Annotated in this window: 21 protein-coding genes; 18 read left to right on the top strand and 3 right to left on the bottom strand. The window is 60.1% G+C overall.

Annotated elements, in window-relative coordinates; all coding sequences use genetic code 11:
• Positions 1-218 precede the first annotated feature (218 nt).
• Together ACO9S2_RS13370 and ACO9S2_RS13365 are read left to right on the top strand one after the other, a co-directional pair.
• Positions 219-638 carry a DCC1-like thiol-disulfide oxidoreductase family protein gene (locus ACO9S2_RS13370; protein WP_423722876.1) on the top strand — a complete coding sequence of 140 codons (420 nt, stop codon included), beginning with the start codon at positions 219-221 and terminating at the stop codon, positions 636-638.
• A gap of 143 nt (positions 639-781) precedes the next feature.
• A complete protein-coding gene (locus ACO9S2_RS13365; protein WP_423722875.1) occupies positions 782-1,663 on the top strand; it encodes a hypothetical protein in 882 nt (293 codons plus the stop codon).
• 20 nt (positions 1,664-1,683) lie between these two features.
• On the opposite strand, the gene ACO9S2_RS13360 is transcribed toward ACO9S2_RS13365, so the two are convergent.
• Entirely contained in the window at positions 1,684-3,111 is a 1,428-nt protein-coding gene (locus ACO9S2_RS13360; protein WP_423722874.1) for a peptidase MA family metallohydrolase, read from the bottom strand.
• Between the two features lie 158 nt (positions 3,112-3,269).
• Here ACO9S2_RS13360 and recG point away from each other — a divergent pair, with 158 nt between their 5' ends.
• The 8 genes from recG to ACO9S2_RS13320 all read left to right on the top strand — a co-directional run bounded on the left by recG (position 3,270) and on the right by ACO9S2_RS13320 (position 12,401).
• Entirely contained in the window at positions 3,270-5,801 is a 2,532-nt protein-coding gene (gene recG, locus ACO9S2_RS13355) for an ATP-dependent DNA helicase RecG (RefSeq protein WP_423722873.1), read from the top strand.
• A gap of 99 nt (positions 5,802-5,900) precedes the next feature.
• A complete protein-coding gene (locus ACO9S2_RS13350) occupies positions 5,901-6,224 on the top strand; it encodes a hypothetical protein (RefSeq protein ID WP_423722872.1) in 324 nt (107 codons plus the stop codon).
• Positions 6,221-7,186, top strand: a complete 966-nt coding sequence (locus tag ACO9S2_RS13345) for an exopolyphosphatase (RefSeq protein ID WP_423722871.1) — start codon at positions 6,221-6,223, stop codon at positions 7,184-7,186. The genes ACO9S2_RS13350 and ACO9S2_RS13345 overlap by 4 nt, the downstream gene beginning before the upstream one ends.
• A gap of 189 nt (positions 7,187-7,375) precedes the next feature.
• Positions 7,376-7,846 carry a hypothetical protein gene (locus tag ACO9S2_RS13340; RefSeq protein ID WP_423722870.1) on the top strand — a complete coding sequence of 157 codons (471 nt, stop codon included), beginning with the start codon at positions 7,376-7,378 and terminating at the stop codon, positions 7,844-7,846.
• Between the two features lie 93 nt (positions 7,847-7,939).
• On the top strand, positions 7,940-8,821 hold the full coding sequence (locus ACO9S2_RS13335) for a hypothetical protein (protein WP_423722869.1): 882 nt from the start codon (positions 7,940-7,942) through the stop codon (positions 8,819-8,821).
• A 509-nt stretch (positions 8,822-9,330) separates the two neighbouring features.
• On the top strand, positions 9,331-11,517 hold the full coding sequence (locus tag ACO9S2_RS13330; protein ID WP_423722868.1) for a hypothetical protein: 2,187 nt from the start codon (positions 9,331-9,333) through the stop codon (positions 11,515-11,517).
• A gap of 174 nt (positions 11,518-11,691) precedes the next feature.
• A complete protein-coding gene (locus ACO9S2_RS13325) occupies positions 11,692-11,889 on the top strand; it encodes a hypothetical protein (protein WP_423722867.1) in 198 nt (65 codons plus the stop codon).
• Positions 11,868-12,401, top strand: a complete 534-nt coding sequence (locus tag ACO9S2_RS13320; RefSeq protein WP_423722866.1) for a hypothetical protein — start codon at positions 11,868-11,870, stop codon at positions 12,399-12,401. Before ACO9S2_RS13325 ends, ACO9S2_RS13320 begins: the two co-directional genes overlap by 22 nt.
• Before the next feature lie 9 nt (positions 12,402-12,410).
• On the opposite strand, the gene ACO9S2_RS13315 is transcribed toward ACO9S2_RS13320, so the two are convergent.
• Positions 12,411-13,904, bottom strand: a complete 1,494-nt coding sequence (locus ACO9S2_RS13315; RefSeq protein ID WP_423722865.1) for a class I SAM-dependent methyltransferase — start codon at positions 13,902-13,904, stop codon at positions 12,411-12,413.
• 145 nt (positions 13,905-14,049) lie between these two features.
• A complete protein-coding gene (locus ACO9S2_RS13310) occupies positions 14,050-14,403 on the bottom strand; it encodes a cupredoxin domain-containing protein (protein WP_423722864.1) in 354 nt (117 codons plus the stop codon).
• 326 nt (positions 14,404-14,729) lie between these two features.
• Between ACO9S2_RS13310 and ACO9S2_RS13305 the strand changes: the two genes are divergently transcribed.
• The 8 genes from ACO9S2_RS13305 (at position 14,730) to guaA (ending at position 25,268) form a co-directional block, all read left to right on the top strand.
• On the top strand, positions 14,730-15,227 hold the full coding sequence (locus tag ACO9S2_RS13305; RefSeq protein ID WP_423722863.1) for a hypothetical protein: 498 nt from the start codon (positions 14,730-14,732) through the stop codon (positions 15,225-15,227).
• Positions 15,228-15,328: 101 nt separating this feature from the next.
• A complete protein-coding gene (locus tag ACO9S2_RS13300; RefSeq protein ID WP_423722862.1) occupies positions 15,329-15,781 on the top strand; it encodes a hypothetical protein in 453 nt (150 codons plus the stop codon).
• Between the two features lie 111 nt (positions 15,782-15,892).
• A complete protein-coding gene (locus ACO9S2_RS13295) occupies positions 15,893-16,993 on the top strand; it encodes a pentapeptide repeat-containing protein (protein WP_423722861.1) in 1,101 nt (366 codons plus the stop codon).
• A 77-nt stretch (positions 16,994-17,070) separates the two neighbouring features.
• Positions 17,071-17,877 (top strand): segregation and condensation protein A, encoded by an 807-nt coding sequence (locus tag ACO9S2_RS13290; RefSeq protein WP_423722860.1) that lies wholly within the window; start codon positions 17,071-17,073, stop codon positions 17,875-17,877.
• Entirely contained in the window at positions 17,874-18,938 is a 1,065-nt protein-coding gene (gene scpB, locus ACO9S2_RS13285) for an SMC-Scp complex subunit ScpB (protein WP_423722859.1), read from the top strand. The genes ACO9S2_RS13290 and scpB overlap by 4 nt, the downstream gene beginning before the upstream one ends.
• Positions 18,939-19,143: 205 nt before the next feature.
• The gene (locus tag ACO9S2_RS13280; RefSeq protein WP_423722858.1) at positions 19,144-22,113 is read left to right on the top strand and encodes a 6-bladed beta-propeller; all 2,970 of its coding nucleotides are present in this window, start codon (positions 19,144-19,146) and stop codon (positions 22,111-22,113) included.
• Between the two features lie 32 nt (positions 22,114-22,145).
• Positions 22,146-23,612, top strand: a complete 1,467-nt coding sequence (gene guaB / locus ACO9S2_RS13275) for an IMP dehydrogenase (RefSeq protein ID WP_423722857.1) — start codon at positions 22,146-22,148, stop codon at positions 23,610-23,612.
• 99 nt (positions 23,613-23,711) lie between these two features.
• The gene (gene guaA / locus ACO9S2_RS13270) at positions 23,712-25,268 is read left to right on the top strand and encodes a glutamine-hydrolyzing GMP synthase (RefSeq protein WP_423722856.1); all 1,557 of its coding nucleotides are present in this window, start codon (positions 23,712-23,714) and stop codon (positions 25,266-25,268) included.
• The last annotated feature ends 6 nt before the right edge of the window (positions 25,269-25,274 follow it).

Genomic DNA, 25,274 nt, shown 5'->3' with positions numbered 1-25,274 from the left:
GGAATGCCGATCAGAAATCCGACCCAGAGGCCGCTTGGTTCCGGCTGTCCCGGCTGATTCTGCAAAACAAAGAGCGTCGCGACTCCGACGGCGATGAGACCGATCAGGCTGGCGAGCAATCCCCATGGGCGTGTCATGCCGGCACTATAGCCTGGTCCTGGGACATCGGCAATGGCTGCTTGAGCGGTCGATTTGCCGGATGGTAGCCTGCACTCATCATGACGGATCCTCCGCTTCCCTGCCCCTTGGACCCTCGGCATCCCAGTCTGCTCATTTACGATGGGCGTTGCCGGCTCTGTGTCACGGCCAAGCATGGACTGGATCGAGCCGGTCTGGGTGAGGCCGGGTCGGGCCTGCGCATGATTCCCTACGAGAGTGAAGAAGCAGCCGGAGTCCTGGGGGATCGGTATCGACCGGGGCCCCCCGCGATGGCTTTTCTGGTGCACCCGTCAGGGGAGGTGTCGCAAGGGCTCAATGCCTTCCTTCCGCTGCTTCCCGGGCTTCCCGGCGGGAGGGTTCTGCGGTGGATTCTGCGCTGGGCCTTCGTGAGGGCGTTGGCCGGACGGGTCTATGGGTGGGTCGCCAGGTACCGGTACCGGTTTTTCGGCTCGGTCGTACCGCCTGATTCACGCCTATAGACGTAGAATCTGAGCTGTCTTTCCTGCCTTCCCTGGTCGCCTCCGACCCTCCCCCCTCATTTCGGGGGGGCGTCTTCCCACAGTGGGGAATTTACCGCTGAGAGATCTCGCAGGCAGAATGCCTCAACATCACGGAGGGGCTCATGCCATTCTTTCCCTGGATCACCCGGTTCATTCAATCCTTGATCGGCGGGATGTCCCCCAAAGTGCAGGTCACGAGACGCCGCCACTCCTCGCGTCGACTGCGTTGTCCCATCAAGTCTCTGGCCTGGCTTCTTGGAGGGTGCCTGATATGGCCCGCCTTCGCCTGGGCCGGGAATGACGGAGGTAAAGGGGCGATTGTGGCGGCAGGGTTCGGCCATCAGATCGGTGACGTATCGACCATCACAGTAAAGACATACAATGCCGAGACCGGAGAGGTTTTGTCCGACGAGACCTATGAATTGGATGTGAAGGAGGAGGGCATCGCCAAGGGGCCGCGGCCGGACGAGCGGATTTTTGCCGGAGGCGTAGGACCGGGCGCGACGGACCTTTCAAATTTTGTCCTGCGTGTGTATGACGCCAAAACCGGGAAGTTTCAGTGGGAAGGTAATTTGAACCTCACACCGCGGGGCGCGGCGAGCCCGGGCCAATTTGTATCGACGGTTGTGCCCCGTCCGGCGAGGGTGACGAGGATCGCGGATTCGCCCTCCGACGCCTCCGTTCCCTTGTTCCTCCTGCGGGCCCTCGATCCGGTGACGGGCGGGTTGATGTGGCAGGACGAGTTCTCGACCGGCAGCCGCCCCCGCGCTGAGCGCATTGCCAACCGGTATGTGGCCACGGGGTGCGATGTGAGCGGGTCCCATCCGTCGTATGATTTCCGGATCCGCATGTTTGAGAGCGACGGCCGTCAGCTGCTGTGGGAGGACCTGCTTGCGCAGGAAGAAGACGAGGGATCCCAGCCGGAGGCTGTGGAGGACGAAGCGCGAGCGTTGCCCACCTGGCCGGGGATTCACGAACGGCAGGGGTTGGAAGAGCGAATCTAGTTGTTCGTCGATGGAACAGGCTAGCTGTGTTTGTGCAGAAACGTATCCAGCCACTGCTGATGGAACTGGTCGTAGGAGAGAAAGATTTTGTCTTGCAGGGCCGTCGCGACGGTGGCTTTGGCTTTGAAGGCGTTCAGCAATTCCGCCACACGGCTCATCCCGAATCGTTCGATCAGGTAATGCGTGGCGGAGTTTGCTTCCAGATAGGCGAGCGTCGCCGCGTTCTGTGGCAGCTGCCCCCATCCCCCTTCCAAGTATTTTAAGTGGATCACGGAGCCGCCGTTCGGCATGGCCTGGTCGAGGTCCGGCCAGGGATCGCCCGCCAGCTGCATGGCGAGTCCTTCATTGAGCCAGACAGGCAGGGAGGTGATCTGGCCTTCCAGACGATCATGAAGGAGCGCATGGACGTATTCATGGCGTAAGACATGGGTCAGCCATTGGGTATCGGTGGTCGCGCCCTGCGTGGGGATCTGGATGCGGCCGAGGACGGGGTCGTAAAGCCCGTCGGCCCAGGCCGGGCTGCCGGTGGCCGATTGGAACGTGTCTTTGGTGTGGAGCACCACGACGATGGGTTTGGCGGGAAAATGGCTGAACCGTTGGCCGATGTCGCGATAGGCTTCCTCCAGTATCTCCAGGACCGTGGTCCAGGTGCCGTGATCCTCCGCTCCGTCGTACTTCACCATGAAATGGGCGCTGTTACGCGCGTGCATGCGGGATTCCACCGCGTCCGTATGGCGCACCTTGGCGGTGACTGCCGCGAGGTAGGATTGCACACGGGGATCTTTCCCGGCCCGTTCCGTCGCCTCGGCCAGGTGCGCGGCCGCTTCGGTCAGGTGGTCCTGATCGTACAGAAGATCGGCCATCGCGAGATGGGGAAAGGGCTCGTTGGGGGCCAGGCTCGTCAAGGCCGTCAGGAAATCCTGATTGAGCGCGGGATCGCGTAATTCCCAGTAGGCGTGGGCAAGATTCAGCTGGATGACCGGATTGGCGCTGTCCAGCGCGGCGGCCTTCTTGAACGCCTTGACCGAGGCTTTTGTGCCGTCGATCCGCTCCTGTTCAAGGCCCAGGTTGTTCCAGAGAATGGCGATGTAGGGCTTTGCCTTGGCGTCGGACAAGAGCGACGGGGGCAGGTTGGCCAGCCTACGTTCCGCCACGGTGAAATTCTTTCTTTCGATCTCGTCGCGAACGGCTTCCAGGAGTTGGCTGGAAGGGGTATCGGGAATGACGGCGGGATCGATGGCTCTGGCCTGTTTGAGTTCTTCGTCGGTCGGGCGCGCCGGGGCTTGCGAGACTATCGGAATGGAGGGGGAGGGCGCGCTGTCCACCACCGGTGCCGGGGCCTCAGGCGTGGCAGGCGAGAGATCCTTGACGAAGAGATGGTAGGTGGTAAAGACGCCCAAGCAGAGGGCCAAGGGGAGAAGGATATGGAAAATGTTGCGGCGATACATGGTGACCTTGCCGCTGAGTGTATCACCCTAGGCAGGACTGACAAACAATTCGGTGCATTTGCACGGGGGAGGCGAGCTTGGAGAAAGGGCGTGATCGAGCGGCCGGCGCCGGGCTTCATTGAGTGCCGTGCGGGGGTGTGTTACGATCCGCGCCAGTTATGCAGACTCCTTCCGAGTCCACCGTGCCGGCGACGTTTCAGGAATGGCTCGACCGTCTTGCCAGGCCGATTGAGTTTGCGACCAAAGATGAATGCGCCCACGCGGGCGCGGTGAAAAATCTGAGCACCTTCGTGTCGGGCCAGGTGCAGTTGGCCCTGGCGCAGAAGGGGATCCCACCGGTCATCGAAACCCGCCTGCGGTTTCTCCGCGAATTGTTCATCGACTTTCAGTCCGCCCTTCCGCTTGCCGAGCAACGACGGCGACTCCAGGCTGCCTGCACTCTGTTGACGCTGCTTCGGGAGGCGGCGGCCGAGCCGCTGTCCGGCGTGGCAGAACCGGCCGGAACGATGCCGTCAGCTGCGCGCCATGAACGGCAGGATCTCTGGAATCAGCCGATCCAGTTTGTGAAAGGCGTGGGGCCGAAACGCACGAGCCTCCTCCAGCGGCTGGGGATCGCCACGGTCGAAGATGCCTTGTGGACGATTCCCTGGCGCTACGAAGACCGGTCGGTGATGACGCCGATCGGCAATCTGGTGCCGGGCATGGCCGCGTCGATTTGCGGGACGATCGCCAAGTGCGAGGCCAAACGGACCAGGAACCGCCGCCTCTCGGTGCTGGAGGTCGGCATCGAAGATGAGACGGGCCGGATGCAGGTCGTCTTTTTCAATCAACCGTACCTCGAAGATGTGCTGGCGGTGGGGAAGCGCGTCATGATGAGCGGGCGGGTGATCGCGGGGCGGCAGGGGTGGATGGTGCCCCGGATGGATGTCGCGCAGTACGAGGTGGTGGGGGAAGGCGCAGAGTCCGCGCTCCATGTCGGCCGCATCGTGCCGGTCTATCACGAGACCAAAGGCTGGACGTCCCGCCAGGCGCGGGTGCTGGTGAAGACGCTCTTGGACGAGCATGCGCGCGAGCTACGGGATCACCTGCCGGTCACGCTACGAGCCCGCCAGCGGCTCATTCCGATCCAAGAAGCCATCCAGGATGTGCATTTTCCCAAAGCGGGGACGGACGCCCGACTGCTGGAACAGGGCAAGACGCCCGCGCACCGGCGCCTCGCCTTCGAAGAGTTGTTTCTTCTCCAGATGGCCTTGGCGACCAGGCAGCGGTCGGTGCAGGAACAGCCCAAGGGGCTCACGTTCAATCCCCGGGCGCCGATCGTCGGGAAGCTGAGCCGCCTGCTGCCGTTTCAACTGACGGCTGCGCAGGATCAGGTCATCCGGGAGATCTATCGCGACATGATCTCGCAACGGCCGATGAACCGGCTGGTGCAGGGCGACGTCGGCTCCGGGAAGACCGTCGTGGCGTTGCACGCCATCGTCATGGCCTGCGGGTCAGGCTATCAGGCGGCCCTCATGGCGCCGACGGAAATTCTCGCCGAGCAGCACTATCGCAATCTCAAAGATACGTTGGCGTCGCTGGGGTTGAACGTGGCCTTGCTGCGCGGAAGCGATAAGGCAGTGGTGAAGAAAGCCCAGGCGGCGCAACTGGCCTCCGGTGAGGTGCAGGTGGCCATCGGGACGCATGCGCTGATCCAGAAAGGTGTAGGCTTCAAGAATCTGGGGTTGGCGGTCGTCGATGAACAGCACAAGTTCGGCGTGATGCAGCGGAAGACGCTCATCGACAAGGGCTACAAGCCGGACGTGCTGGTGCTCACGGCCACGCCGATCCCGCGCACGCTGGCGATGACGGTCTATGGCGATCTGGACGTGTCGGTGATCGACATGCTGCCGCCGGGGCGCCGGCCGGTGCGGACGTTTCTGTTCAGCGAATCGCAGCGCCGTCGGGCCTATCAGATTCTTAAAGATGAATTGCGGAACCAGCGTCAGGCCTATATCGTCTATCCTCTCGTGGAGGAATCGGAAAAAACGGACTTGCAGGCGGCGATTCAAGGGGCCGAGCAGTTGCAGAACGGCGAGTTTGCCGGGTTCACAGTCGGGTTGCTGCATGGGCGAATGAAACCAACTGAGAAAGAATCGGTCATGGCCGATTTTAAGGCCGGGAAGATTCATCTGCTCGTCGCCACGACGGTAATTGAAGTCGGGGTGGATGTGCCGAATGCCACGATCATGATGATCGAACACGCCGAGCGATTCGGCTTGGCGCAACTGCATCAACTGCGTGGAAGGGTGGGGCGCGGGGCCGAGCAATCCTACTGTCTGCTCATGGCGACCTGGCTGGCGCGCAGTCGTCCGAAGCTTGGACGTCATCCGCTCGGGGCAGAAGAGCCGGCGTCCAACGCGCGGGAGCGGCTGGATGCGCTGGTGCAGTCGAACGACGGGTTCGTGATCGCGGAGGAAGATCTGCGCATCAGGGGACCGGGGGAGTTTTTCGGGTTCCGGCAATGGGGCATGCCCGAGTTTCGCGTGGCCAACATCGTGAGAGACAGCGATCTCCTGCAGCAGGCGAGGCTGGAGGCCTTCTCCCTGTTGAAGCAGGACCCGCAACTGAGCGCGCCGGGGCATCAAGGCCTGAAAGAGGCCATGTTCAGAAAGTGGGAGAAGAAATTGGAGTTGGGGTCGGTCAGTTAACGTGAGTGAGGGGTGATGCGTGATGAGTGATCGGTGGAAAGAAGGCCGGCGGAATGTTCCCACGTCACTGATCACACATCACTGATCACCGGGAGTTGTATGGGACTATTACAGCGCCTAAAAGATGATCTTCGTTCCGGCATCGCGACGCTGCGATTGGGGACGGCGCATGCCGCCACTCGAGCGCTGGAAGAGACGGAATTGCTCCGGATGCGGCTGGAGGTCCGGAAGATCGATCAGCAATTGTCGGATCTCTACAAGGACATCGGCGAGCGGGCGGTCGAGATGAAGGAGCGGGGCGAGACGGCGGAGCGGGTGATGTATGACGAAGACATTGGCCGGGTGGTGCGCGAGATTCAGGAACTGAAAGATGCCCGGAAGCAACTGGAATCAGAAATGGACGAGATTCGGAACGAGCAATGACCCAGCCAGCCCCACGTAGCCTTCGATTGGCCGGCATCGACATCGGCACCCTCACCTGTCGGCTGCTCATCGCCGATCTGCCTCCCGGCGCGTCCCTCAAAGAACTCCGGTCAGACCGGCGGATTCTTCGCCTGGGGGAAGGCGTCGATCAGAACAAGCGCTTGAGTCCGGACCCGATGGATCGGGTCATCCAGTGTTTGCGGGAGTGGAAGGAGGTTATCGACAGCTACGCCGTAGATGCTTGCACGGCGGTGGCCACGAGTGCCGTCCGCGATGCCGGCAATCGTGACGAGTTTCTCCGTCAGGTTAAGCAAGAAACCGGGTTCGATGTCGAAGTCATTACCGGTGACGAGGAAGCACGGCGCACGTTGCTCGGCATTCGCTCCGGCCTTCCTGCCGGCGTGACCGATATGCTGGCGCTGGACATCGGCGGCGGGAGTACGGAGTTTATTCTGGATCGGCCGGGCCAGCAGCCGGTTGTCCGCTCCATCGACATCGGCGTGGTGCGCCTGTGTGAACGATTGCTCCACCATGATCCTCCGACCATTGCGGAGGTTCAACAGGCGCGGGATTGGATTGCGCGGGAAACAAAGGCCGCCGTCGCCGATATGAAGGGCTACCAGACCGCCACCTTCGTCGGCACTGCCGGAACCATCACCGCCCTCGCGGCCATGGCGCAGAAGCTCCCCGCCTATGTGTCGGCCCGTATCCATAACTACAAGCTGACACTCGCCACCGTTCAGGAACTGGAGCAGACCCTGCTCAGCCGCAAGAGAGCCGACCGTATCGGCCTGCCAGGCTTAGAAAAGAACCGCGAAGAAGTCATCGCCGCCGGCGCGATCATCATCCGGACGGTGATGGAGACCTTGGGCATGTCGAGCGTGCTGGTGAGCGATTTGGGGTTGCGGGAAGGGGTGCTGATTGAATTAGTCGGGCGAGCGAGCGCTCCGGACGGGATGTGATCCCCTCAAAGAGATAGTGCTGGCTAATCCGAATAAGAAGCAGTGATAACTTGCTTGGCGGGGAGGAAGCCGTTGAATAGATAGGAGTCCACAGTTCATCGGCGAGAAACCTCGTGGTGTGGTACACGGACAGGAAACCGAAGATCCGTAGCATATCCGGATATTTCTAATTATCGCTAGAAGTCTCAAATGCCAGCATCTGAATTGTTTGATCTTCTCAAAGAAGCTCAACGTATAGCCCTGGAAAAGCACGGGGTGCCAAATATCCTTCAGCCTGGCGTAATCAAAGAGTTGATGATGGCCGAAATTCTTGGCCATGATTTGATACCGCAGAAAGACTCCGCTGATGCACAAGATAAAAGCGGAAACACCTATGAGTATCTGGCAAGTATCAGGCGCATCAAGGTCTCGACGAATAAAGGTTGCAGCTTCCAAATGGATCGGATTACTTCAAACAATCTGAATCGGGTAACAAGGAACAAGGCGTTTTACTTCGGAATATTCAAAGACCATCTGGAAGTGGACGAAATATGGAAAGTAGAAGTCCCCGTGGTTTTGGCTGAGGTTAAACGGCAGCTGGAAAAGTGCAAAAACGAAATTGCTCATGTCAATTTTTTGCTTAAGTGGCTTGAAGAAAATGGGGTTAAGGTGTTCCCATGAAGAGTTTCAACAACTCATTCCAGCGGACCGTCAAAAAGATTAGCTTTTGCTGTCCGCTGAATTCAAGCGTTAGAAGGCAGGATATATATCGGTATGACCTGGCTTGAACAGTGGCGAGACTTGGCTGGCCGAATCGACGGTCTTATCCGTTCAGGGGAGTTTCTTGTGTCAGCATTCAGGGTGAACAGTGCTGACGCGTTCAGTGTCGTTCGGAAATCGCTCCTCCCGGAACTGAAGGCAATCATCGCCGAAATTGACCACCTCGGCAAGACATATGCTAGCGAACTCCCTCAGCAAGCACTTGTGGCACTACAGCAGTATGTCGCGCAGGGTTGGGGTAAAAGCTTCAATGATGGTGCAGTCGACATTCAAACTCTTGCTCCCCTTGCCTCTTTTCGTTCGCAATTCGATTATCTCATTCGGGACACCGAGTCTGACGGCCGGAGCCTCACGGAATTGGCGTTTGAGCATCTTCGGCGACAGCTTGTGGTGGATGAGGACATCCGCAAGAAATGGCAACTCGCCTTCAAGAGGCACGAAACAGCCTGTGAACGGCTCGGAGCAGTCCATCTCTTGAGTCATGGGATTTGGGCGTTCAAAATCGTTGCCCCTGGAGGCGCCACGGACCTTGTATTTGGTGATCCTGTTAAGCAACATGCAGAGGTCATGACAAGGACTGCGCGTGCTTTGGTTCTTACCGAGTGGAAACTCATCAAGCGGCCAGATGAAATTGCGACGAAAGCTCAAGAAGCACGAGACCAGGCGGCAATTTACAGTGGAGGAATGCTTGGGGATGCCGAATTGAAGCGAACCAGGTATATAGTCCTTGTTTCCGAGGCGGATCTAGTACCTCCAGAGGACGTCAGCGTCGGAACCGTTACTCACCGCCATATCCTTCTTCCCACGAGTCCGAAGTCACCATCCAGGACCGCTCGGAGCCAAAGGAGCCGGAAGAAATCAAAAGATACCGGTTAACCTGCGCATACAACTGGCCTGCAACAAACCGCATACGGTTAATATGCCAGGCGTTAGCCAGTCATTCGTGATCGTTATGCGGGTGAGGGTATGAGGGGCGTTTCTTGACTTGACACCAGGGCGACCAGCTTATCCTGCACTGCGTTTGCTCAACGCGCCCCCGTTCACACGTTCTACTCAGCTGAGGGTGGCCTGGTTGGTTCCCCACTGCGCGCATTCTTTCACTCACCCAACCCTTGGCGCGCCGAGACGCGCCATTGACCCTGGCGAGCACCGCTCTTGATATGAGAGTTTGATAATTCTTGTGTGTGCGGTTGGTGAGCCCAGGGAACCATCAGGCTACCCTCAATCCCCCTACTTCTGCGAATTCCACCGATAGCCTTTGTTCTCGGTGAACCGGGCTTTCGGCACCCGCCTTATTTCCTCGCATAGAACCCCCGACCAAGGTTGCTCCCGGTTAGGGAGTCTTGTACAGTCCGAACCTGACCTCATTCACTCGTGGAGTGGCTGTGAGCGACGAGCCGACAGAAAGGCCCGCGGCTTTAGCGCAAGGGGCTGTCTCCAGTGCTGCAGGGACAGTTCGGGAGCAGGTGCTGGCCTTCTTCGGCCCGTCGAGCGTCGGCAGCGAGACGAGAAACGCGCTGGCGACCCACCTGCAGGATCTCGTCAGCGCCGGGTCTCTCGGCGATCGTCTGGAGGCCTGGCTCCGGCTGATTCACTGGACCCGCGTGGGCGCCAGCCCTTCTTTGCAGGTGCTCGGCGCGCGTATGCGCTGGCGCGAGGCCTATCTCTATTGGGAGCTGTTGCTCGATGTGCTGGAGCGGGTTCCGGCCGTCAGGCAGGATGTGCAGGCCGCCGTTGGCCGGATCATTCAGGAAACCGACGCGGTCAATCTGATTGGTTCGGCCGGTTTGCCCTGCGACCGCGGCTTGCTGGTCGAAGTGGGAAACCGGCTCGTCAATAAGGTGCTGCCCTCCGTCAGGAACGACCGGGATCTGACCCATCTTTTGCAGCGTCAGTATCGCAGTCACGTCGAGGTAAAGTGGTTTTCCGGGATCCCTCCGCGTCTGTTCGCGAGAATTCTCTCGGCCTTGATCCCTCTCCACATTCCCGAGCGGGCCAATCCGCTGGCCGCGGCCTTTGCCGACGGATTTCGTCTGCTGGCCATACGCGTGCAGGCGCAAGGCTTGTCCGACAAGCTTCGCGCGCGAAGCCGGCGTCCCTCGTCAATCATGGAGTCGCCCTTCTACCGGCTGGCGCGAACCAGCGAGCGGCTGGTTGAACTCTGGCAGGCCGGCGCGGACATCGGCGAAATCGGGGCGGTCTGGCGCGACACAGCCGCGGAGTGCCGGAACGAGATGCGGTGGATTCGGCGCCGGTTGGAAACGGCGGGTGTCAGCGTCGATATCGTCTACGGGCTGGAAGTCCTTCACCATTGCCTCGGGCGGATGGGGCCGATGGTCGAAGTGATGACCGCGCAGGACGACCTGCTGCATGCCCGGGCTGTGCATGCGTTTCTCTCAACCCTCGTCGAGTCCAGCCTTCATGAGGGCAGCGTCACGCATCTCCTCGAATCCAACACGCGCCTGCTGCACCGGAAGATCGTCGACCGGTCCGGGGTGACGGGGGAACATTATATTGCACAGAGCAGGCGTGAGTACCGGCAGATCTGGGCGGCGGCCGCGGGCGGCGGGATCCTCACGTCGTTCACCGCGGCGATCAAGATGGCGATATTCACACTGGGGCTCGCGCCGTTTTTGGCCGGCCTGGGGTACGGGCTCAACTATGCGGTCAGTTTTCTGCTGATGCAGACGTGTCATTTGATCCTTGCCACGAAGCAGCCGGCGATGACGGCGGCGACGCTGGCGACGATCCTGCGCGAGCAAGCCGGTGTCGCGCGTCTCGACGAGATCGTCACGTTCATCAAGCGGATTTCCTATTCCCAGATCGCGGCGGCCGTGAGCAATGTGCTGGTTGTGTCGGCGTCGGCCTACGTGCTCGATGCGGTCTGGCGTCTGCTCACCGGCGGGCCGCTGCTCGATCCGCACACTGCGGAGCATGTGTACGAGACGCTCAGCCCGGTGAATAGCGGGACGGTGATCTTCGCGGCGTTGACCGGGGTCATCCTGTGGCTGTCGACCCTGGCGGGAGGCTGGATCGAAAACTGGGCCGTCTATCACACGCTGCCGCAGGCGCTGGCGGAACATGCCTGGGGCAGTCGGGTCTTCGGGAGCGAGCGGATGGCGCGATGGGCGGACGGGGTTTCGCGCAACATTGCGGGATGGGGTACGAACGTGTCCCTCGGAATGATGCTGGGCATGACGCCGGCCCTCGGCATGTTTTTCGGGATTCCGTTGGATGTCCGGCACGTCACGCTCTCCAGCGGCATGCTGGCGCTGGCCAGCGCGTCGCTCCAGGCGGAATGGTATCGGGACGGGTGGTTTCTCTATGCCATCGCCGGCGTGGCCGTGATGTTCGTGTTGAACTTAGGCGTCAGTTTTTTTCTCTCGCTTCACACCGCATTGCGGGCCTACGATTTTCCCCGTTCAGATATGCTGGAACTCGCCAGGCGGCTGCTCAAAGAATTCGTCCGGGATCCGCTCGGATTTGTTCTGCCTCCGCGAGACGCGGCGGCTGTGGCGAATGGGCAGGCCGAAAGCAGAAACGCTGCCGGCGAGCAGCAACCGGGTGGATAGGGGAATAGGGCAAGAGCGGGTACTTCTGCGAATACCACCGATAGCCCTTGGTCCCGGTGAACTGGGCTTTCGGCGCACCGCCTGCTCTTTAGCATAGGAACCGCAACCGACGGTACCCTGGATTCAGGACTCTTGTACACTTCTTTTCAGGCTGCTCAATGGGAGTTCCTGGCCATGCAACCACAATCTGTTCATAGCGACGATGCGCGGATTGTCGCCAATCTTCGCCGAACGATTGAGCTGACCGAGCTTGGATTGGCGCTCCGACAATCAGTCTTGCAGCAGGAGCGGCCAACGGGCGATGCCATGGCGCAGGTGATGCATGAAATCCGGCGCGCGAAAGAGCAGGCATGGCAGCGGAATCTTTCCTAGTTCAGGCGCTCTCCACTCTTATTGCAGACTTTAATAACCGAGGGTTGTTGTATGCCTTAGCGGGAGGCTGGGCGTACAGTGCGCTCGTCGAGCCAAGGGCGACGACCGATATTGATCTCCTCTTGCTTGTCGATCAGCCGACTCGTGAGGAGCTGCGATCTCTGCTGTCGCCTCAGTTCGATTCCCTCATTGTGTATCCCGCTCCGATGGTGTTCCATGGGGTTTCAATCTGGCGCACGGTGGACATTTGTGGTGGACAGGAGGTGGTCGTCGATATCCTGTTGGCCGATTCGGAATATCTTCGGACCGCGCTTGCGCGTAGACGCATGGTGGAGTTTGGCTCTTTGCAAATACCCATTCTTGCCATCGAGGATTTGATTCTGCTCAAAACAATCGCGGGGCGGCTGCAGGATCAGGCTGATCTTGAAAAAATCAGGGCTCGCCAGGACGAACTCGGCATTGATTGGAGCTATGTCGAAGAATGGAAGGGTAAGCTAGGTATTGCCCGCTAGCGCGAGTTGCTACTTCTGTGAATACCACCGATAGCCCTTGGTCTCGGTGAACTGGGCTTTCGGTGCGCCGCCGGGCTTTTCCAGCAACAGCACTTTGAAGTCGATGAGGCCGAACCAGGCGGGATCGACCACGTCGTGGTAGTGGGCGCCGTGGATTTTGGGGAGCATGTCGCCGAGCGCCTGCTTCAGCTCGCTTTCGGTGTAGGCGCGGACGGTGAAGGGCTTGTTCATGGCCTGGCAGAACCGCTGGATGGTATAGGCCGCGCCGGTACAGAGTACCTTCGTATCCGGCTTGATCGCCAGGAGCTGCGGGAGCGAGAGGTAGCGCTCCTGGAAACCGAGCCAGCGCACGGCCTGCCGCAGATGGCTGTATTGCACTTCGTACTCGGTATGCCCCGGCAGCTTCACAGGCGCCGGCCAGCCTTCTTCTATCCCGAATTCGGTCAGAAATGCATGGCCCCCCGGTTTCAGCACGCGCCACAGTTCGGCGACGAAGCGGATCGGTCCTAAATTGAAAATCACGTCGTCGGGCGGATCGGCCTCAATCGGAAGCCGGAGCCGCCTGATCCAGTCGAGCGCTTCCTGATGCTGCTCGGTCTCGCCCTTGTTGGTCAGCAACTCTTGCCGGGTCAGTTTGACCGGCGTCATGTCGGCCATGTTTTCGTTGTCGATCACGAGATCGACGGAGTTGTCCGTGAACGGCAGCGCTTCGGCGTTGGCCCTCGTGCCGATACCGCCCCACCCGCCTTCCTTCGCTCGCTTGGTCTGGAGCTTCAGAAATGGACTGGTGATGTCGAGCGAGATGTACTTGATGGACTGGCGTTCGAACGGCAGCAGTTCCTTGCCCAGTTCGCGCGCCACGTAGCCGAGCCCGCCGCCGATTTCGAGGATGACTTTGGGCTTCGGGTTGAACCAGCCCAGCTTGCGCAGTTGCCGCATAAGGAGCCGGCCGTAGGTGAGTCCGCCCAACGCTTCGTTGGGTTCGCGGAAGAGATGCGAGACGGTGGTTTCGATCAGGTCGAAGTGGCCGTCGTCCTCAGTGCTGCTGTGGGTCAGTTCATGATGATGGAAATCTTCCAGGTGTCCTTCGCCCTCGAACCCTTCCTGTCCTGACCAGCCTTCGCGAATCTGCTGGAGCAGAATGTCCCACTTGGCCTTGTGCCGGTGGCCGCCCGGCGGCTCGGTGCCGAAGTAGCAGAGGGAGTAGTTCGGGGTGGCCCAGCGTTCCAGGTGCCATTGGCCCGGCTGGCCGTCCGGCCCGCAGACTTTGTTGCCGTACTTTTCGAGCAGCGCGCCGACGGTGATGTGGCCGTTCATCGATTTCAGCATTTCGACGCCGGTCTGGTTCAGCCGGATGAGCGGGAAATTGTCGTCGAGCGGCGCGAGCCAGTATTCGTCTTCGCGATGTTGATAGGCGACGAGGTCGGGGATGTGCCAGGCGAGAAGATTCAGCGTCTCGCCGGTCAGTTTGAGCGGTTCTTGGACTGCGGCTACGGGCTTCATGGCGTGCGACCCTCCCCCGTGGGAAGGCGCAGCCTACAGGAGCGAACGGTAATCTCGCAAGACCTAGGCACGGGTGACGCGTGATTCGTGAAGCGTATCTCGCGGGTTCTCTGCGAGGGATGAGATACGAGCGACGAACAACGTGTTAAAGCTGCGAGGAGCCGGAAGCCGAGTCGGTGACCGTGAGCACTCCCCGCATGATGGGGTGAATGCGGCAGTGGTAGGCATAGCGGCCGGGGGGAAGACCTTGAATATCGAACTGCTCACCCGGCGGGATGGTACCGGAATCAAAAAAACAGGGGCTGCCGTCTTCGACACAGCCGTTATGGGTTACGGTGTGGTGGGTCGGCGTGGGATTATCCCAGCGGATGGGGCTGCCGGTGGCGACAGTTGCCCGAACCGGCGCGAAATAGGGAGAACCGTCCTCGATCATAATCACGGTGTAGGGCGGTGTGGCGGTGGTTGGCCAGGCCAGCCCCGCGACCAGGAGACTGCTCATGACAACGCTCAGAGACCACTTCACGGTATACGCGCTCCTTTGCTTGCCTTATCCATATGCCTATAAGAGGCCCTACGGCTCCAAACGATTCATCGCTGTTGCCGGCTTATTTAGGATCTTACCACGGTCAAGGGCGTAGTCGGCTAGTCCGGGAGTCTCTTGATGTTCAGGGCGGTTGGGAGGGTGGTTCTTCCCCTAACCCGCCAGGGGAAAAGTCGCAGCCGGAGGCGTGAAAAGCGGCCGGTTGCAAGAACCTATAGGTTCATGCTAGATGGAGGCCGCAATGCGAGACGCCAGGCGTTGTGGACTCTAGAGGAGGAATACTGATGGCGAAGGTCAAGAAGAAAGCCGCAAAGAAGTCGTCGGGAAAGGCGAAGGCAAAGCAGCCGTCCAAGAAGGCGGCGGCGAAAAAGACGGTCAAGAAACGGGCCGCAGTCAAGCCCGCTAAGCCGGCAGCCAAGAAGCCTGCCGCGAAGCAGAAGCCAGTCGCGAAAAAGCCTGCGGCCAAGAAGAAACCGGCTGCGAAGAAAAAGACCCTGTCGCCTGCGAGCAAGCCTGCCGCTCCCGCCAAGAAGGTTGTCGCTCCTCCCGCTGAGGAAGCGCCACGGAAGATTGCTGCGGCGGTGCCCGCCTCCGTCGAGGCGCCCAAAGAGGCGGAGCTTGATGAAGACATCCTCGACGATGAACTGGAGCTGGAAGGTGAAGTCGAAGAGGATATGCAGGAAGATCTCGCCCTGGACGATGGTGAGGATGACGAGGATGTCGACTTTCTCGACAAGTCCGAAGACCTGCTCGACGACACCGACGATTTTCGGAACAGCTAACGGTTTCCTGGTCCGCCCTGGCGCTCTGCCTGCGGCGGGCCGGGGGCAGTGAAGGGGTTGTGTGCCTCTGTGCCCTTGCCTAAGATCTCTCTGCTAGCCGCATGAGCCATTTTCTTTTTGTGGCCGGCACGCTCCGTGAGCGGAGTTCGAGCGAGAGCGCGGAACTGCAACTGTCCCACGGCTTGTGGGGTTGTTGTACGGCCCTGATCCGGGACAATCTGACCAGGTTTCTGACGCCGGACTCCCATGCCCTGGTGTATGTCTTAAAGGTAGGGATCTGTGCGGATGTGCGCATCACCTCGCCTGTTTTGCCGCTTCAGGATATGGACGAGTTTCTGCGCGATGATTTCAAGACCGAAGCACGATTTGGTTTTGTCCGTGTCGCGTTGACGAAACAGTGGGCGTCTTCCCCACAGCACACCCATGCGCTCTTGCAGCGGGTCTTGCAGGTCCCGGATCAGGCGGAACTCAGCCGGCGGTTGAGCCTCGGCATGCACGGGTTGACCGAGGAGGAGTATCGGGCGATCGTCGAGGGCTTGGAGACGGGCTCGTAACGCACCCCATTATTGGCGGCGCATCTGTTCAAGTCGGATACTGCTATCATCCATCCCCCATTGCTCGCCTTGCCTTGTCGGAGGGCATTCCGTATAACGGCGGTCATGCACATGCTGAACATCCTGTCTCTCAAATCGCTGTGTTTCATCGTCATGGTCCTCACGGCGGGGAGTGCTCTCCTGATGCCGGGAAAGCCGGTTGAAGCTGCCTGTACCATCGAGTCTTCACCGGCCGGGAAACCGGGCCCGCTGATGAAACATCTGGGAGCCGACTGTACCGGCACCGAGCGGGAAGCGAATGCAGTCGGGGCGGCGGCGGTTATGAAGGCGATTACCCGGGGGGAAGCGGTCGACCTGATTGGAGTCGTGGTTCAGGGCGATCTCATCTTCGATCAACTGCCGTTGTACAAGTCGCAGATGCCCAAGGGGTTAACCCCTGAACAGCAGGCGGCCCTCAGCGCGCTCGACGCCGAAGAGTTGCGCATGGTTCCGGGGCCCATCACGATTCGCGACTCGATCATGCAGGGGGCTCTGCGCCACCGGTCTGTGAAGGGCACGCTGCAGTTTGCAGGACCGCTCGATTTGCGGGGCACCCAGTTCAAGGACGGGTTTGATCTGTCGCGGGCGGTGTTTCAGGGAGCGGTCACGATCGATCGGGCGAAATTCGAGCGGGAGGCCTATTTCATACAAGGGCAATTTGCGCAGTCGTTTCACTGTGCCGAGACGCGATTCGGTCCGCACACGCGGTTCCACCGGTCGGTCTTTCACGGGGTTGTCGATTGTCAGGGAAGCCTCTTCGATGGCATGACCGAATTTTTAGAAGTCGTCTTCGAGCAACCGGTCCAGTTCGACCGTGCCCGGTTCGGGTTGGGGACAGGATTTTCCGGGGCGCAATTCAAGAAGGGCGTGAGTTTTGCCGAGGCGATTTTCAGCCGGGAGGCGTTCTTCGCGTTCGCGGTGTTTGCCGGAAACACCCAGTTCGCGGGCGCGCAGTTTCTCCAGGCCGCCGATTTTTCCAACGCGGAGTTCAAGCGGGGCGAGGACCTTGCCAAGGCCCGGTTCGATCAGGCGCCGACGATGACTGGCGTGAAAGGCCTCTCACAAGAGGGGCAGGGGAAGGGGGGGAAATCCCAAGCGATGTCCTACGGCGTCACCCTCTTTTTTCTCCTGGTCGCGGCGGTGTTAGTCGCCTATGCGCTCAAGATGAAGTAAATCAGCATCTTAGGTTGACCCCCTATATATAGTTTCAGGCTTGCCCCACCCCCCTATAACTTGGTATAACGCCACCCGTGGAGCAACACACCGACGGGTTCGCACAGACCGAGCTTCCCTACCAGGTCCGCATCGAAAATTTCGAGGGGCCGCTGGATCTTCTGCTGCATCTCATCAAAAAAAGCGAAATCAATATCTACGACATTCCCATCGCCATGATTGCCCAGCAATATCTGGAGTATGTCGAGGCGATGAAGGAATTGAATCTGAACGTCGCCGGGGAATTCCTCGTCATGGCCGCGACGCTTCTGCAAATCAAATCGAAGATGCTGCTGCCGGCCGATGAGGCGGCCGAGGATGAAGAAGACGGACCCGATCCGCGCGAAGAATTGGTCCGGCGGCTGTTGGAGTACAAGACCTACAAGGAGGCGGCCCGCCAGCTCGACGGGCAGGAGAAAATGTGGCGTGACATTTTCAGCCGCGAGCCGGGCCCGCCCGTGGAAGTCGAGTCCGATGAAACCCTGCTGGACAATGTGAGCCTGTTCGATCTCGTGGATGCGCTCAACGGCATCATGCAGCGCAATCCCGGAAAGAAACTTATCGAGATCATTCCGGACAATCTGACCGTTCGCGAGCGGATGAATGTAATTCTGGAAACGCTCGAGGGCAAGGATTCAGTCGCCTTTGCCGCACTCTTTGAAGAATCCTGCCATCGGCTCGTAATCATCGTCACATTCCTGGCTTTGTTGGAGTTGATCCGGCTGCGTGTCGCGCGGGTCTTTCAAGGAGAGACGTTCGGGCCGATCCTGGTGTCGCGGGCGTTTTCGCTGGTGCCCGATCCTGCCGAGCTGGATGATTCGGATGCTGAATGGAGGGGGACATGACGCCCATGACCGACGAAATGACTGACGTGACCGCCGGGGCGGAAGCCGGCCCGGTTGTGGACGTTTCGGAGACACCCGAGTCCGGTGCCGTCGAAGTGCCTGTGGACCGCAGTGAGGATGTCCAGGCAATTGCTGAACGGGAGCTGAAAGGCATCCTGGAATCGCTTTTGTTTGTTTCGCCTGAGCCGCTGTCCGTCCAGCGCTTGCTGGCCGTGATCGGTGACGTCAGCAAGGCGGAGATTGTGCGCGCCCTGCAGGGGCTGGGGCAGGATTTAGAGCAAGAGGGCCGGGGCGTCCGGCTGGCCGAGATCGCCGGTGGCTATCGCCTGGTGACCAAGCAGGAGTATGCCTCCTGGATCAAGCGGTTGGACAAGGCCAAATCCGCCGCCAAACTGTCCCGGTCGGCGCTCGAATCGCTCGCGATCATCGCCTATAAGCAGCCGATCGTGAAATCGGAGATTGAGGAAATTCGCGGGGTGGAGACGTCCGGGGTCGTGCGGACTTTGCTGGAGCGGAAACTGGTGCGCATTGTGGGCCGCAAGGAAGTCCCAGGCCGCCCGATCATGTATGGCACCACGAAATTCTTCCTTGAGCATTTCGGACTGAACGATCTCTCGCAACTGCCGCCATTGCGCGAGTTCAAAGAGCTGGGCGAGTCGGAACAGTCGATGCTGCCGATGGGCGAGGCGGACGCGTTGGTGCTGACGGACGGTGTGCAATCGATCGAGGCGAACCTGCAGCAGGACGGGTTGATCGAACTGGATGCCGTCTCCATAGAAGTGGCTGAGGCGACCGATCCGCTGACGGCCGTAGATGACGGAGCCGGTGAGTCCGTCGAGCTGCTCGCAGAGACAGTCGCGATCGAGCAGGAAGACTCATCTGCTGAAGGCGCTGGGGGTGCGGATACACTCGAATCCGAAGAGGCTGCTGCGACGGAAGATTCCATTATGGCGGCTGCTCAAGAATCGGTGACCGGGGAGAACGGGTTGCCGGATGAAGCGGTCGAGCCAACCGATCCGTCGAAGATCGAAGGCGAATTAGTCGGCGAGCCGGTTGAGTAGAGGGACGCATGCGCATTGTACCGCGCATGCGTCCGGCCGGTTTTCGGTGATGGTGATGATGAGAGGGAGCGCGCAGATTCCACGGCAATGTCCTCGCCTTGACTCTGTTTCAAGCCCTTTGTTAGACTCGCCAGTCCAATCCTAAGTTATTGAAAGAACCATTGTTCTTGGCACGGGACCGCTTTAGCAACACGAGGCAACACCTATGATGAAGGCATGGCTTCTCGACGAGATGTTCCGGTTCGATCGGCTGGTTTTGTCCGCCGAAGGCACTCAGAGCGAATGGGGTGCCGGCGATTCGGTCGCTGCGGATGAAGAACTGCCGCCGCCCCCGCAGAACGTGCAGGCCAAACCGGGGAATGGTCGCGTCACGATCACCTGGGATCCGGTGCCTGATGCCATGTACTACAATCTCTACTTCCAAACCACGAAGGGCGTGCAGATCAAGTTCTCCGAACTCACGCGCCCGATCGCCAGCGCCGAGGATTTCAAGGCCGTCATTGGGGTGAAGAAGGAGAAGGCCAGCTGTCTTGAAGGAGCCACCTCGCCGTTCCTGCACGACGACCTGGCGAACGGGACCTGTTACCACTATGTGGTGACGGTGGTGACGCAAAAAGGCGAAAGCCCGGAGTCGCAGGAAGTCATGGCGATTCCGTCGCCCTATCTGCTGGCGATGAGCATCGGTCAGGAAGGTGTCGATGAGGGAGAGTTCAGCTCTCCCACGGGTATTACGCTCGACAAGGACGGCAACATCTACGTGGCCGATACCGATAATCATTCGATTCAAAAGTTCACGAAGGACGGAAAGTTCCTCGCCCGGTGGGGGGGGGAGCCCAGTTCGCAGGAAGGCCTCTTCTATTACCCGCGCGGGTTGGCGGTCGGGCCGGACGATGTGATCTACATCGCCGATAGCGGCAACAACCGCGTGCAGAAGTTCGATCTCGAAGGCAACGTGATGAAGGCCTGGGGCAAGTTCGGCTTCGCCTGGCGCGGCGCCGACATGGGCAAGTTCGATGTGCCCTGGGGGCTGACGACGGACCAAGAGGGCAACGTCTACGTCTCCGATACGAGCAATGCCCGCATTCAGAAGTTCCAGGCCGACGGCCAGCCGCTCTTGAAGTGGGGGCGCGACGGCAGCTTTGACGGGGCGTTCTTCTTCCCGCGCGGCGTGGCGGTGGATTTCGTCGGCAATATCTATGTGGCGGACGAGAGCAACAACCGGATCCAGAAATTCGATGCGCGCGGCAGCTTCCTCATGAAGTGGGGGCGTGAAGGCAACGGCCCAGGACAGTTCAAGTCGCCCTGGGGGATTGCCTGCGACTCGCTCGGCAATGTCTATGTGGTGGATAGCGGCAATCACCGGATCCAGAAGTTCGACGGCAACGGCACGTTCCTCTGTTCGTTCGGCAATCGCGGAAAAACAGAAGGACAGTTGAATTTCCCCTACGGCATTGCGGTGGATAAAGAAGGGGCGGTCTTTGTCGTCGATAGCGGCAATAACCGGGTCGTGAAGTACGTGCCGACCGAAGAAGAGATTTCGCGCGGGAAGGAGCAGTCCGCCAAGGCGCCTGCGACCGGGACGGTGCAGCCTCCGCGCAGCGTCGCGGTGAAGCCGGGCGATACGGAAATCTTCCTGAGCTGGATGGAAGTCCCGGGGGCGATCTCCTACAACCTGTATTTCGGGACCGTGCCGAATCTGACGCTGCAAAGCGGGACGAAGATCGAAGGGGTGACCAATCCCTACACCCACACCGGTCTGACCAACGACACGCCCTACTTCTATGCGATCAGCGCCGTCTTTGAGGACGGGGCGGAAAGCGAACTCTCCGAAGAAGTCACGGCCATGCCGGTGCTGATCGATATCACCGCGCCGCAGAATCCCTACGCCGTCATCAATCACGGCGCGTTCATGACGAATTCGCCGGAAGTGGTGGTGACCATTTCGGCGACCGATCTGGATACCGGCGTCGGCGCCTACTTCATCTCGGAAAGTCCGTTGACGCCGATGGCCGGCACGCCGGGCTGGGTCGATGTCACGCCGGCGGTCAAGTTCGGCGCGACGATCCCGTTCATTCTCTCGCCGGCTGACGGGCAGAAGACGATCTATGTGTGGTTCAAAGACGTCGGCAACAACGTATCGACGCCGGCCAGCGCCACGATCCTCGTCAATACCTCGGGCTACCTCTGCGTCTCCAAGTGGGGCAAGCCCGGCCGCGGCGCGTCGCTCCTGCACGGCGGCGAATTCATGGCCCCGATGTATGGATTGTGCGTGGACCAGCAGGGCTCCCTGTTCGTCGTCGATAACGGCAATAACCGCATTCAGAAGTTCGATAACGCCGGGAACTTCATCATCCTCTGGGGAAACTTCGGATCGGCCAACGCCAATTTCCACAACCCCACCGGAATCGCGTGCGACGGCAAGGGCGATGTGTGGGTGGTCGATACAAACAACCATCGCGTCCAGAAGTTCGACGGCAAGCTCGGCGGGTACCTGATGAAGTTCGGGTCGCGCGGAAACGGCGAAGGCCAGTTCAACGCGCCCTGGGGCATTGCGGTCGACCGCGTGCGCGGTTTTGTCTATGTGGTGGATAGCGCCAACTTCCGCGTGCAGAAGTTCGACATGGCCGGCGAATTCGTCATGGCCTGGGGTAGCTTCGGCAGCGGCGACGGCCAGTTCTATTTCCCGCGCGGCATTGCGGTCGACCAGAACGACGGAGCCGTCTATGTGGTGGACATGGGCAATCACCGCATCCAGAAGTTCGACACCAGCACGAACGTGCTGCCGCAGTTGCTGACCAAATGGGGCGGCAGCGCCGAAGCGGGCCATGCGAGCAGTCCGCTCGCGCAGGAGGCCGGACAGCTGCGGAATCCCTGGGGCGTCGCGGTAGACGGAGCCGGCGATGTGTACGTGACGGATGCCGGCAACCAGCGCATCCAGAAGTTCGACAAGGAAGGTAACTACATCACCCAATGGGGCGGCTACGGCAACGGCGACGGGCAGTTCAACTTCCCGTACGGCATTGCGGTCGATGCCAAGGGCAGTGTGTTCGTCGTCGACAGCGGAAATACCCGGGTGCAGCAATTCATGCCTGCCGACGAAGGCAGCGAGCGGCTCCAGGAAGACGCCGAAGCCATGGCGGAGCTCGATAAGGGACAAAATACGCAGCGGGCCTAACGAGCGTATAGCAGGGGTGGTGCAAGGAGAGCATGCTGGATAAAGAACCGCGATTGGGTCTCACCTACGACGACGTGATCCTCGTTCCGGCGAAGTCTCGGGTGTTGCCGAACGAAGCCGAGACGCACACCTTCGTCACGCGCAACATCCGGATCAATATCCCGCTGATCAGCGCGGCGATGGACACCGTAACCGAGTCGCGGCTGGCCATTGCCATGGCCCGTGAGGGTGGCATCGGCATCATTCATCGGGTGCTGGCTCCGGCGGATCAAGCCACGGAAGTCGATCGGGTCAAGAAATCCGAGAGCGGGATGATTCTCGATCCGATCACCATCTCGCCCGATGAAACGATTCGTGACGCTCATGCCCTGATGGCAAAATACCGGATTTCCGGCATTCCCGTGACGAAGCATGGAAAGCTGGTCGGGATTCTGACGAACCGCGACTTGCGGTTTGAGAACCGGATGGATCTCAAGGTGTCGCAGGTGATGCGGCGGGAAAAACTGGTGACGGCTCCCGAAGGCACCAGTCTGGAAAAGGCCCGTGAGATCCTCCATGAGCATCGGATTGAAAAGCTGCCGGTCGTGAACAAGCATTTCGAGCTCAAGGGGCTCATCACGATCAAGGACATCGAAAAGCGGATCAAGTATCCCAACGCCTGCAAGGATGCGCATGGGCGTCTGCGGGTCGGCGCGGCACTGGGCGTGGGGCCGGATACCGATGAGCGCGCGAGCCTGCTGAAGAAAGCCGGTGTGGATCTGGTGGTCGTGGACACGGCGCACGGCCATTCGCAGGCGGTGCTGGATACGGTCAAGCGGATCAAGAAGCAGCATCCGGATTTGGAGTTGGTCGCCGGCAATATCGCGACGGCGGAGGCGGCCAAGGATCTCCTCAAGATGGGCGTCGATGCGGTGAAAGTCGGCGTGGGCCCTGGGTCGATTTGCACCACGCGCATTGTGTCGGGGGCGGGGATGCCGCAGTTGACCGCGATTGCCGATTGTGCCAAGGCGCTGCGCGGAACCGGTGTGCCGATCATTGCCGACGGAGGGATCAAGTTCTCCGGCGACATCGTGAAGGCCTTGGCGGCCGGCGCCTCCTCCGTCATGCTGGGCGGATTGCTGGCAGGAACCGAAGAGTCGCCGGGTGAGACGGTGCTGTATCAAGCCAGAACCTATAAGGTCTACCGCGGCATGGGCTCGATCGGCGCCATGGAGCGGGGCGGCGGCGATCGCTACGGACAAGGCGGCCGTCCGGTGCAGAAGCTGGTTCCCGAGGGCATCGAAGGCCGCGTGCCGCACAAAGGCCCGTTGTCGGCGGTCGTCTATCAGTTGGTCGGCGGGGTCAGGTCCGGCATGGGCTATTGCGGGTGCAGGACGGTTGCGGATCTTCAGCAGAAGGCGACGTTTATTCGCCAGACGGTGGCCGGCCTGCGCGAAAGCCACGTGCATGACGTGATCATCACCAAAGAAGCACCGAACTACCGGATGGATTGGGAATAACCTCGCGTGAAACGTCTCTTGTGAACCGTATCTCGCAACCTAGATTCAGCTTCCCCCCTCTACACATACGACGCTTCACGCTTCACGAACGACGGTTACATGGAACTTTGGCACAATAGAATCCTGGTCCTCGACTTCGGTTCGCAGTATACCCAGCTGATCGCCCGGCGGATCCGTGAGGCGCAGGTCTACTCGCAGATCCTCCCCTGCACGGCGTCGCTCGCGACGATCCTGGCATATCGCCCGCAAGGCATCGTCCTCTCGGGCGGGCCGTCGAGCGTCTACGAAAAGAAAGCGCCCTCCGTCCCAAAAGAATTATTCGACCTGGGCATTCCCATTCTCGGTATCTGCTACGGCATGCAGCTGGTGACGCATCTATCCGGCGGAGATGTCGTGAAGGCGCCGCACCGGGAGTATGGCCGGGCGGATCTTGTCATCGACGACCGCAGCGATTTGTTCAAAGGCATCGGCCAGGGAAAAACGACGGTGGTCTGGATGTCGCACGGCGACCGGATCGAGCGCATGCCCGCGGGTTTCCGCTCGATCGCCCACACGAGCAATTCGCCGATTGCGGCGATGAAGCGAAACGATCACAAGCGCCGGATATACTGCCTCCAGTTCCATCCGGAAGTCGCGCATACGCCCGAAGGGGCCAAGATCCTCCAGAATTTTGTCTATGAGATTTGCGGGTGCAAACCGACCTGGACGATGCAGTCCTATGTCGACACCGCGGTGAAGCAGATTCAGGAGCAAGTCGGCAAGGAACGGGTGATCTGTGCCTTGAGCGGAGGGGTGGATTCCTCCGTGGCGGCCGCCTTGACCCATCGGGCCATCGGCGATCAGCTCACCTGCATCTTCGTCGATAACGGCGTGCTCCGGGCGGGTGAACGCGAGCAGGTGAAGAAGACGTTTGCGTCGCAGATGCACCTCAATATGCGGATCCTCGACCGGACCGATCAGTTTCTGGCCGCGCTCAAGGGCGTGTCGGATCCTGAACGGAAGCGGAAGATTATCGGCCGGCAGTTCATCAGGAATTTCGACGAAGAGTCCAAGAAACTCAAGGGCATCAAGTATCTGGTTCAAGGCACGTTGTATCCGGACGTGATCGAAAGCGTCAGTTTCAAAGGCCCCTCGGCGACGATCAAGACGCATCACAACGTGGGCGGATTGCCCGCCCGCATGAAGCTGAAGCTCATCGAGCCCTTGCGTGAATTGTTTAAGGATGAAGTCCGTGTGTTGGGAAAGGAATTGGGTCTGCCGGACGAGATTATCTGGCGGCAGCCGTTTCCCGGTCCGGGCTTGGCCATTCGGGTGCTCGGGTCCGTCACGAAAGAGCGGCTGGCGATTCTTCGGGCGGCGGAAACCATCGTCGATCAGGAAATCCGGAGCGCGGGACTCTATCGGGATATCTGGCAGGCCTTCGCGGTGCTCCTGCCGATCCGCACGGTCGGCGTCATGGGAGATCAGCGGACTTACGAGAACGTGATTGCGATTCGCGCGGTGACCAGCCTCGACGGAATGACCGCCGACTGGGCCAAGATTCCAAACGAGGTCCTGGGCAAGATGTCGAGCCGGATCATCAACGAAGTCAAAGGCGTGAATCGGGTCGTCTATGACATCAGCTCGAAACCACCCTCGACGATTGAGTGGGAGTAGCGTGAG

This window comes from Nitrospira sp. NS4 (genome assembly GCF_049546785.1).
GTDB lineage: Bacteria > Nitrospirota > Nitrospiria > Nitrospirales > Nitrospiraceae > Nitrospira_D.
This window is presented reverse-complemented; position numbering and strand designations above follow the sequence as displayed.

Coding starts and splice junctions, on each gene's coding strand:
- ACO9S2_RS13370 (WP_423722876.1), top strand. CDS start 219: ATGACGGATCCTCCGCTTCCCTGCCCCTTGGACCCTCGGCATCCCAGT.
- ACO9S2_RS13365 (WP_423722875.1), top strand. CDS start 782: ATGCCATTCTTTCCCTGGATCACCCGGTTCATTCAATCCTTGATCGGC.
- ACO9S2_RS13360 (WP_423722874.1), bottom strand. CDS start 3,111: ATGTATCGCCGCAACATTTTCCATATCCTTCTCCCCTTGGCCCTCTGC.
- recG (WP_423722873.1), top strand. CDS start 3,270: ATGCAGACTCCTTCCGAGTCCACCGTGCCGGCGACGTTTCAGGAATGG.
- ACO9S2_RS13350 (WP_423722872.1), top strand. CDS start 5,901: ATGGGACTATTACAGCGCCTAAAAGATGATCTTCGTTCCGGCATCGCG.
- ACO9S2_RS13345 (WP_423722871.1), top strand. CDS start 6,221: ATGACCCAGCCAGCCCCACGTAGCCTTCGATTGGCCGGCATCGACATC.
- ACO9S2_RS13340 (WP_423722870.1), top strand. CDS start 7,376: ATGCCAGCATCTGAATTGTTTGATCTTCTCAAAGAAGCTCAACGTATA.
- ACO9S2_RS13335 (WP_423722869.1), top strand. CDS start 7,940: ATGACCTGGCTTGAACAGTGGCGAGACTTGGCTGGCCGAATCGACGGT.
- ACO9S2_RS13325 (WP_423722867.1), top strand. CDS start 11,692: ATGCAACCACAATCTGTTCATAGCGACGATGCGCGGATTGTCGCCAAT.
- ACO9S2_RS13320 (WP_423722866.1), top strand. CDS start 11,868: ATGGCAGCGGAATCTTTCCTAGTTCAGGCGCTCTCCACTCTTATTGCA.
- ACO9S2_RS13315 (WP_423722865.1), bottom strand. CDS start 13,904: ATGAAGCCCGTAGCCGCAGTCCAAGAACCGCTCAAACTGACCGGCGAG.
- ACO9S2_RS13310 (WP_423722864.1), bottom strand. CDS start 14,403: ATGAGCAGTCTCCTGGTCGCGGGGCTGGCCTGGCCAACCACCGCCACA.
- ACO9S2_RS13305 (WP_423722863.1), top strand. CDS start 14,730: ATGGCGAAGGTCAAGAAGAAAGCCGCAAAGAAGTCGTCGGGAAAGGCG.
- ACO9S2_RS13300 (WP_423722862.1), top strand. CDS start 15,329: ATGAGCCATTTTCTTTTTGTGGCCGGCACGCTCCGTGAGCGGAGTTCG.
- ACO9S2_RS13295 (WP_423722861.1), top strand. CDS start 15,893: ATGCTGAACATCCTGTCTCTCAAATCGCTGTGTTTCATCGTCATGGTC.
- scpB (WP_423722859.1), top strand. CDS start 17,874: ATGACGCCCATGACCGACGAAATGACTGACGTGACCGCCGGGGCGGAA.
- ACO9S2_RS13280 (WP_423722858.1), top strand. CDS start 19,144: ATGATGAAGGCATGGCTTCTCGACGAGATGTTCCGGTTCGATCGGCTG.
- guaB (WP_423722857.1), top strand. CDS start 22,146: ATGCTGGATAAAGAACCGCGATTGGGTCTCACCTACGACGACGTGATC.
- guaA (WP_423722856.1), top strand. CDS start 23,712: ATGGAACTTTGGCACAATAGAATCCTGGTCCTCGACTTCGGTTCGCAG.